Genomic DNA, 6,386 nt, shown 5'->3' on the forward strand with positions numbered 1-6,386 from the left:
GTTCAAGCTGCGAACAGCGGTCAAAACGCCGCAAATAAGTCGAACCCAAGGCCCATTAAGTCCACTAGTGCACGGACGCGGTACCCGATATAAGCTATTTTTTGGCGTAGTGCCTAGGGACAAGAATCATGTTTGCTGCTGATAAAGAAGTGATTTCGTGCGATGCATAGTTAATTGGCTCGATAGGGGCCGTGCGCCTTCCACTCCTTCTTTTTCTCTTGCAGTGAGCCAGTTATGAATTCCACCCAACGCAGGCCTTTCAAGGGCATGTTTGGTTTTGCGCCAGGCATACTGATTGGTTTGATTGCTGCCGTTCTTTTTTTCGCCGGAAGTGGTTTGGTCGCCTATCTGAACACGCAAAGTATACGTGTTGCCAATCAGAAAATTGTTGAAACACATCGCGCGATTGTCTCCCTTAAAAACCTGCTTTTACAACTTCAGGACGCAGAAACGGGCCAGCGAGGTTACCTTCTGACGGGCGAAGACGGTTATCTCGGTCCTTACTTGAATGCGCGCGGCGCGATTGCGAGTGAATTTGAAAAAGTTGCTGAAAGGACGCGTGACAATGTCGGCCAGAGGGACCGGCTAGGCTTTCTGAAGCAGCGCATCGCGGCAAAGCTCGATGAAATGGCCCAAACGATCGATCTGCGAAAAACACAGGGATTGAGCGCAGCGCTCGACCTCGTCCGTTCTGATCGTGGTAAAGTGGAGATGGATGCTATCCGGGGCATGGTTGACGCTATGTCCCAGACTGAGAACGAGGTTCGAACCAGTCGCCTTGCAGAGATGGACAGCGCACAGCAGCAGGCATTGATTAGTACTGTGCTAACTGCCGCTCTTGGAATTCTGCTAACGGTGGTGATCGGTTATCTTCTGGGCAAGGCTGCAATCAGCCGTTCGCGCGAAGAATGGTTGCAAACAGGAAAAATCGGCCTGGGATCCGCCATGATGGGAGACCAGCGGATTGATGAGCTCGGCGAAAATATTCTGGACTACCTCGTCGCATACACCGGTGCCGTGGCGGGAGCCTTCTTTAGTGGAGTGCGCGGTCACTACCGACGTACGGCTGTCTATGGAATCCCGGACATCAAATCCGTTCCCCTAGAGTTTGTCGGTCGCGAAGGCCTGCTCGGGCAAGCGTCGACGCAGGGAAGCCTGATCGTTCTCGATGACGTGCCTGATGGCTATCTCTCTTTCGGTTCCGCTTTAGGTCAGGACAAGCCGAAATATCTCGTCATCTTGCCCGCTGTGGTTGAAGGCTCAACCAATGCCGTGCTGGAAATGGGTTTTCTCAAGCCCGTGGATGAGAAGGTTCTCTCGCTTTTAAAGCAAGCTTCCGAAGCAATAGGACTGAGTGTGCAAGCTGCATCCTATCGGGGCGAATTGCAGAACCTTCTGGAGGAAACCCAGCAACAGTCGGAAGAGCTGCAAGCGCAGGGCGAGGAATTGCGCGTCAACAATGAGGAACTTGAAGAGCAAAGTCGTGTTCTCAAGGAATCGCAGTTGCGGCTCGAGCTACAGGCGGCAGAGCTCGAGCAGACAAACACTCAGCTTGAAGAGCAGGCAAATCAGCTCGAAATTCAGCGATCCGATCTTGAGAGGGCAAATGCATCGGTTCAGCTGAAAGCCGCTGAGCTTGAGCGTTCAAGCCAGTATAAGTCTGACTTCCTCGCAAATATGTCGCACGAACTACGTACGCCGCTTAACTCTTCGCTCATTCTGGCGAAGTTGCTGGCCGATAATCCGCATGAAAACCTGACGGACGAACAGGTCAAGTACGCACGGACAATCCAGTCGTCAGGGAATGACCTGCTCAATCTAATCAACGATATTCTCGATCTTTCAAAAATTGAAGCCGGACATGTTGAGATACAGCCTGAGGAGGCATCGGTCGTCCGTCTGACAAACGGACTGCGGCAAATGTTCGAGCCTGTCGCAAGCGAAAAACAGCTTGAATTCATCATCTCGCTCGACGAGCATCTGCCCAAAACGTTCGAGACCGATCCGCGACGACTCGAGCAAATCCTCAAAAATCTGATCTCCAATGCAATCAAATTCACCGAAAAGGGTAAAGTGGAGCTATCGGTCCGGCCGCAAGGCTCCGACAAGATTGTGTTTTCGGTTGCCGACAGTGGTATCGGTATTGCCGAAGATCAGCTCAACAGCATTTTTGAGGCGTTTCATCAGGCTGATAGCACGATTAGCCGGAGATTTGGCGGCACCGGTCTGGGCCTTTCGATTTCGCGGCAGCTTGTGCGCCTTCTTGCAGGAACTATCGCAGTCGAGAGCAAGCCCGGACAGGGCAGCCGCTTTTCGGTTACGTTGCCCTTAAGGCAGATGTCTGCCAGAGACGTTTCTCCAACCACTTCGTCCTTTTTGCCGACGAGAAGCCCTGGTGAGATGCCTGGGGCGGTGTCAGAGGCGGCACTTGCGCGCCAGCTTTCAGATGATCGCGAGGAGATTGGGGGAGACAAGCGGGTACTCCTCGTCATTGAAGACGATGAGACATTTGCAGCGATTGTCCGCGATCTCTCCCGGGAAATGGGTTTTCATTGTGTTGTCGCGCGCACCGCAGAGGAGGCTGTCAAAACCGCGCGTGAATTTTCGCCAAACGCGATCGTACTCGATGTTGGACTGCCCGATCAGTCGGGACTTTCGGTATTGGACGGCTTGAAAAATGACGTTCGCACCCGGCATATCCCGGTCCACGTCATTTCTGCAGGCGATCATACACGGACCGCGATCTCGCTGGGCGCTGTCGGTTATCTCCGCAAGCCCGTCAGCCGCGAGCAAATTGTCGATGTTCTGGCCAGGCTTGAGAAAAAGCTGTCCCGGCGTGCGAACCGTGTCCTGATTGTGGAAGATGACAAGAACCAGCGAGAAGCGGTTGCCAGTCTGCTTGGCTCCGGGGACGTCGAGACCTTTACCGCAGCGAGCGCTGCGGAATGTCTGAACCTCCTTCGCGAGCAGACCTTTGATTGCATGGTTCTCGACCTTTCGCTGCCTGACACTTCCGGCTTTGCATTGCTCGAAACTCTCAGCCAGGAAAACATTTACTCGTTCCCGCCGGTTATTGTTTATACCGGCCGGGAGCTTTCAGCGGAAAATGAGCAAAAGCTGCGCCGTTACTCCAAGTCCATCATCATCAAAGGCGCAAAATCGCCCGAGCGCCTTCTCGATGAAGTCAGTCTTTTTCTGCATCAGGTCATTTCAGAACTGCCGCCCGAGCAGCAAAAAATGATCCAGAAAGCCCGCCATCGCGATGCGCTTCTTGAAGGTCGCAGAATTCTTGTTGTTGAAGATGATATCCGCAATATCTATGCCCTCACCAACATTCTTGAGCCCCGGGGCGCGGAAGTCATTATCGCGCGTAACGGACGCGAGGCACTTGATGCATTGTCGAAGAGCCAGGCCAGTGAATCAACCGCTATTGATATTGTTTTGATGGATATCATGATGCCAGTCATGGATGGCCTCGCCGCCACCCGGAAGATCCGTGAAAACCCGGCGTGGAAGAAACTTCCCATCATCACACTTACTGCCAAGGCAATGCCGGATGACCAGCAGCGTTGCATCGAGGCCGGTGCAAATGATTATATGGCCAAACCACTTGATGTCGACAAACTCCTTTCGCTTGTTCGTGTCTGGATGCCCAAATGAGGGGAGCGCAGTCCAACGATTCAGCAGAAGATATCGAAATGAGGTTGTTACTGGAGGCGCTGTTTCTCCGGTATCATTATGATTTTCGCAATTACTCACTGGGCTCGATCCGGCGCCGTCTGAAACAGGCGCGCGAGCAACTGGGATTTGCGAGTTTCTCCGCCATGCAGAACCAGCTACTTCACGATCCCGACATGCTGTCGCATTTGCTCCGCTTCCTCACCATCCAGGTCAGCGATATGTTTCGCGATCCGGATTATTTCAGGGCAATCCGCGAGCAGGTGGTTCCGCATTTGCGGACCTACCCATCGCTGAAAGTCTGGATAGCTGGATGTAGCAGTGGAGAAGAACTCTATTCCATGGTGATCCTTTTTCGTGAGGAAGGGCTCGAGGACCGGACGCTTTTTTATGCGACAGACATCAATCAGGACGCTCTGAGCGCAGCAGAGGCTGGGGTGTTCGCCCTTGATCGTGTCCGGTCATTCACGGAAAATCACCAACGCTCGGGCGGGCGAACGTCTTTGTCAGATTACTACCAGGCGGCCTATGGTCGGGTGGTCTTTGATAAATCCCTGCGCCGTAACGTGGTCTTTTCAGATCACAGCCTTGCCACTGATGCAGTATTCGGCGAATTGCATCTTATATCCTGTCGAAATGTGCTGATCTATTTCGATCATGCGCTTAAAAATCGTGTCCTTGGCCTTTTTAAAGAGTCGCTTATCCATAAAGGTTTCCTGGGTCTGGGCGCCAAGGAAAGCGTGCGCTTTTCGGATCACGCCGGCACATTTGCGGATTTTGTACGCGAAGAAAAGATCTACCAGAAAGTCTCATCGTGAAGACCCTGGCTCCCGAGGCAATCCTGATCGGATCTTCTGCAGGCGCGTTTGAAGCCTTGTCGGCGATTTTGCCGTCATTGCCGCTAAACTACAGCCTTTCCGTTATTGTTGTCGTGCATGTTCCGCCTGACCGGACAAGCCTGATGGCTGAACTTTTTAACCGGAAATGCAATATTCCGGTCTGGGAAGCTGAAGACAATCAACCTGTTGAAAAGGGTAACATTTACTTCGCCCCGCCCGACTATCACTTGCGTATTGAGGCGGACCGAAGCTTTTCTCTTTCTCAGGATGATCCTGTTCTTTATTCGCGTCCATCCATTGACGTACTGTTTGAGAGCGCCGCGGAGGTCTTCGGCACCGGCCTGATAGGTGTTGTGCTTACCGGAGCCAACGAAGACGGGGCAGCGGGGCTTCGCCATATCGTCGATGCAGGCGGGAAAGCCATTGTTCAAAACCCGGAAAGTGCCCATGCCTCAGCAATGCCATAGGCAGCGCTAAGCCGATGTGAGCATGCAGAGATTTTGTCGCTCGATGCGATAGCAAATTATCTAAAAAAGGTTCAATCCAACTCATGAAACCCGTATCGTTTCTCCTTGTGGACGATCTTGAAGAAAATCTTCTTGTGCTGGAGGGTCTCCTCCGACGCGAAGGGTTACAGTTGCTGAAAGCGAAATCCGGTGATGACGCGCTTGAATTGCTGTTGCAGCATGATGTTGCGCTGGCGTTGGTTGACGTCCAGATGCCCGGACTTGACGGATTTCAGCTTGCAGAATTCATGCGAGGCAATGAGCGAACGCGTCATGTCCCCATTATATTCGTGACAGCGGGCGGTGGAGGTCAGCGTCGTTTCCGGGGTTATGAAGCGGGCGCCGTGGATTTCATCCAGAAGCCGATCGAGCCTGACATCCTGCGCAGCAAGGCGGACGTTTTTTTTGAAATGTACAGGCAAAAGCAACAGCTCGCTGTGCAGCGAGATGAACTGGCGCTGCAGGCCGAGGCACTACGCATGGTAGCCCATCAAAAAGACATCCTTCTTCAGGAAATCAATCACCGGATCAAAAACCTTTTTGCTCTGGCGTCCGGGCTGATTTCGGTCAGTGCGCGCTCGGTGGGCACCAAGGAAGAACTTGTTGCCGATCTGAGAGCACGTATGAATGCCCTCGCCAACGCACATGCACTGACACTGCCTGATCTAAAAGACGATGGGGGCGTTGAGCGGTCCTTTTCGGTTTCTGCTCTGATCGAGGCGGTCGTGTTACCTCACAAAACCGAGCAGAGTTCCCGTCTCGATATTACAGGGTCCGACATCACCCTGTCTGGAAATACGTTGACTTCTCTTGGTCTTCTGTTGCACGAACTTACGACAAATTCCGCGAAATATGGCGCTCTGTCATCCCCTGAGGGCCGGCTTGTAATTCATATAGAGACTGACTGTGAGATGGTGTACCTTCACTGGACAGAGACGGGCGGTCCAGCTCGACAAAGTCCGCCGGGACGGCAAGGGTTCGGAGCGACGCTCGAAAAGGCGACGTTGCAGGGGCTGAATGCAACGCTAACGCGCGAATGGAAGTCGACGGGGTTGTCACTGCTTTTAAAACTCCCCATCGCGACATTACATGGACCAAGAGATCAGGCCGTTTAAGCGAGCGCAATCGTGATAGCCCCAGAACCGCTTGACCAGAAAATCCTGATCGAAAGTAAAATCGGGCGTACCAGATAGTGTTGAGTTTCATCTCATTATGGACCGGTGCCCGCGCCGCGTTGAACCGGTCGGACGTCACGTTTTATCAAACGCGGGATTGATAATCCCGGATCATGGGCAGAGGAGAAACGGAAGTATTTCACGTCAACAGTCTGCATCGGTAACATTGGTTAGATCAACGAAAAGAG

4 protein-coding genes are annotated in these 6,386 nt (G+C 52.8%); all 4 read left to right on the plus strand.

The window, feature by feature from the left end; all coding sequences use genetic code 11:
* Positions 1-234: 234 nt before the first annotated feature.
* The 4 genes from F9K94_RS23280 to F9K94_RS23295 all read left to right on the plus strand — a co-directional run bounded on the left by F9K94_RS23280 (position 235) and on the right by F9K94_RS23295 (position 6,138).
* Complete coding sequence (locus tag F9K94_RS23280; protein WP_151591380.1) at positions 235-3,660, plus strand: response regulator; 3,426 nt, start codon at positions 235-237, stop codon at positions 3,658-3,660.
* Positions 3,657-4,496 (plus strand): CheR family methyltransferase, encoded by an 840-nt coding sequence (locus F9K94_RS23285; protein WP_151591382.1) that lies wholly within the window; start codon positions 3,657-3,659, stop codon positions 4,494-4,496. The genes F9K94_RS23280 and F9K94_RS23285 overlap by 4 nt, the downstream gene beginning before the upstream one ends.
* Positions 4,493-4,984, plus strand: coding sequence for a chemotaxis protein CheB (locus F9K94_RS23290; RefSeq protein ID WP_235906888.1), 492 nt, complete (start codon positions 4,493-4,495; stop codon positions 4,982-4,984). The genes F9K94_RS23285 and F9K94_RS23290 overlap by 4 nt, the downstream gene beginning before the upstream one ends.
* A gap of 83 nt (positions 4,985-5,067) precedes the next feature.
* Positions 5,068-6,138 (plus strand): sensor histidine kinase, encoded by a 1,071-nt coding sequence (locus F9K94_RS23295; protein ID WP_151610523.1) that lies wholly within the window; start codon positions 5,068-5,070, stop codon positions 6,136-6,138.
* Positions 6,139-6,386: the final 248 nt, after the last annotated feature.

The sequence above is a fragment of the Brucella tritici genome, assembly GCF_008932285.1.
Taxonomy (GTDB): domain Bacteria; phylum Pseudomonadota; class Alphaproteobacteria; order Rhizobiales; family Rhizobiaceae; genus Brucella; species Brucella tritici.

What these genes read in the sequence shown, in the direction of transcription:
- F9K94_RS23280 (WP_151591380.1), top strand. Translation starts at nt 235, where the DNA reads ATGAATTCCACCCAACGCAGGCCTTTCAAGGGCATGTTTGGTTTTGCG.
- F9K94_RS23295 (WP_151610523.1), top strand. Translation starts at nt 5,068, where the DNA reads ATGAAACCCGTATCGTTTCTCCTTGTGGACGATCTTGAAGAAAATCTT.
- F9K94_RS23285 (WP_151591382.1), top strand. Translation starts at nt 3,657, where the DNA reads ATGAGGGGAGCGCAGTCCAACGATTCAGCAGAAGATATCGAAATGAGG.